At 34.7% G+C, this 2,093-nt stretch carries 3 protein-coding genes; all 3 read left to right on the top strand.

What is annotated here, in order from left to right; genetic code table 11:
- Window positions 1-218 (top strand): non-canonical purine NTP pyrophosphatase (locus ACY65O_RS17695; RefSeq protein WP_462222186.1); only part of this gene is annotated, 218 nt, incomplete at its 5' end.
- A 46-nt stretch (window positions 219-264) separates the two neighbouring features.
- Window positions 265-816, top strand: a complete 552-nt coding sequence (locus ACY65O_RS17700; RefSeq protein WP_462222187.1) for an RNA polymerase sigma factor — start codon at window positions 265-267, stop codon at window positions 814-816.
- Window positions 817-840: 24 nt separating this feature from the next.
- Complete coding sequence (locus ACY65O_RS17705; protein ID WP_462222188.1) at window positions 841-1,833, top strand: hypothetical protein; 993 nt, start codon at window positions 841-843, stop codon at window positions 1,831-1,833.
- Window positions 1,834-2,093 lie beyond the last annotated feature (260 nt).

The following is a 2,093-nucleotide window of genomic DNA, read 5'->3' on the forward strand; positions in this document are numbered from 1 at the left end:
CATTAATTTTAGATGATAAAGAATATTTGTTTGAAGGCATATGCAAAGGCACTATAACAGCAGAAAAAAAAGGAAGCAACGGTTTTGGTTACGATGCCGTCTTTGTACCTGACGAAAGTGAAAAAACATTTGCGGAAATGAGTATGGAGGAAAAATCCAGATACAGCCACCGCAAAAAAGCACTGGAAAAATTAATTGTTTTTATAAGTTCCCGTTGAAGCTAATCGAAAAAATTATTTATTATTCAACAAAACCTATCTTATTTTGACTAACGAAAGCAACCTATTGCTATCTGAAACCGACATAATTAAAGGATGCTTAAATAAAGACCGGAAGATGCAGGAAATGCTCTACCACCGTTTTTCATCTAAAATGTATGCGGTTTGTTTAAGGTATTGTAAAGATGCAGAAGATGCCCAGGATCTTTTACAAGATGGCTTTATAAAAATTTTTAAAAACCTGGAGAAATTTCGTGGCGAGGGTTCGTTTGAGGGATGGATACGCAGGATTTTTGTAAACACTTCTATTGAACATTTTAGAAAGTCGGTTAAGAAATTTTCTGTTACAGATTCGCAGGAGGTAACGGTTGAAGACCCATCGTGGAATGCGCTGGATAACCTTGCCGAAAAAGATGTGATAAAAATGATTCAGGAACTTAGCCCCGGCTACAGGCAGGTGTTTAACATGTATGTAATTGAAGGATATGCCCATAAAGATATTGGAGAAATTTTAGGAATAAGTGAGGGTACCAGCAAATCGCAGTTAGCAAGGGCTAAAGCTATTTTAAAAAAAATGGTAGAAGAAAAGTTAAAATAAATCTGACCTTAATAAAAATTAATAATGCCCACCAATTGGTTAAATAAAATACTCAGCCACCAGGTAACACCTCCAGAAGGTGTGTGGGTGAATATTACCAATGAACTGGACAAAGAAAATGAAACAGCAGCAACAGATTTTAAAATAAAAATACTTGCTTTTGAAACAACGGCGCCGGATAAAGTTTTAGTAAATATTTTTAATACACTTGATGAAGAAGAACAGCAATCATCAACTTCATTTACAGAACGTTTATACAATTATAATGCAGAAGCCCCGGCTGATGCCTGGAAAAATATTGCCAGTGAATTAGATAAGAGCGAAACAAAAATAGTTCCGCTGCAAAATAATAAGAAAAACCAAAAAGTCATTTATTTTAGAATGGCCGCAGCAGCATCTGTTATTGCAATTATTGCAACCGCCATTTGGTTAAGCAGTAATAAAAAAGATGATGCAATTAATTCTATCGCTTCTTCTGTAACCCCACAAAGTCGGCAAACAAATACACCAGTTGCCGGCACAGAAAAAACAACCTTGCCTGCCTCTGATACTCAAGAAAAAAAATTGACAAAAGAACAAACTGCTTACAACCCTGCTAAAAAAGCAACACCGGCGCAAACACAAGAAACGCCTGTTGCAGATTATGTAAAAGGTAATAAAGCAGAAGATTTAGCACAAGACCCTGCAATTGGCAACAAAGAAAAATTGCAAACCGCCAATGGAGAAACACCGATGGATATTGCATTAATGAATACCCCAAATACTTACATCAGTATTACCGGCCCCGATGGACAAACAATAAAAGTATCTTCTAAATTTTCTAATATAATTGGTTATTTGACCGATAAAAATCCCGAGCTGCAAGAAAACCTTGATGTAATAATTAAAGAAAGTGCAAAGTGGAAGAACACTTTTGCCAAATGGAGAGATAAGATGACCAATAATGTTGTAGCTCCATCACTTTCTAATTTTATGGACATTATGGAGCTGAGTAACGTTTTAGAAGAGAAAAAATGATTACCCGATCTACTATATAGGTTTTATAAATAACGGCTTCACTCCTAGCGTGAAGCCTTATTTTTTTATTAAAAGTCATTGGTCGTTGAGACATTAGTCATTAAAAACTCTGCAATGAGTAATATTTTTTGTAAATAAGGGGAATTTTATCAAGAAGGGAATTTTATCTTTATAAAAAAAATGGCAAGAGTAAAACTAATAATGCCTGAAAATAAAATTGCTGTAATTACTGTACCGGTAAGAATTAGTGATATAAATTA

The sequence above is a fragment of the Ferruginibacter sp. genome, from assembly GCF_031430955.1.
Lineage (GTDB): Bacteria > Bacteroidota > Bacteroidia > Chitinophagales > Chitinophagaceae > Ferruginibacter.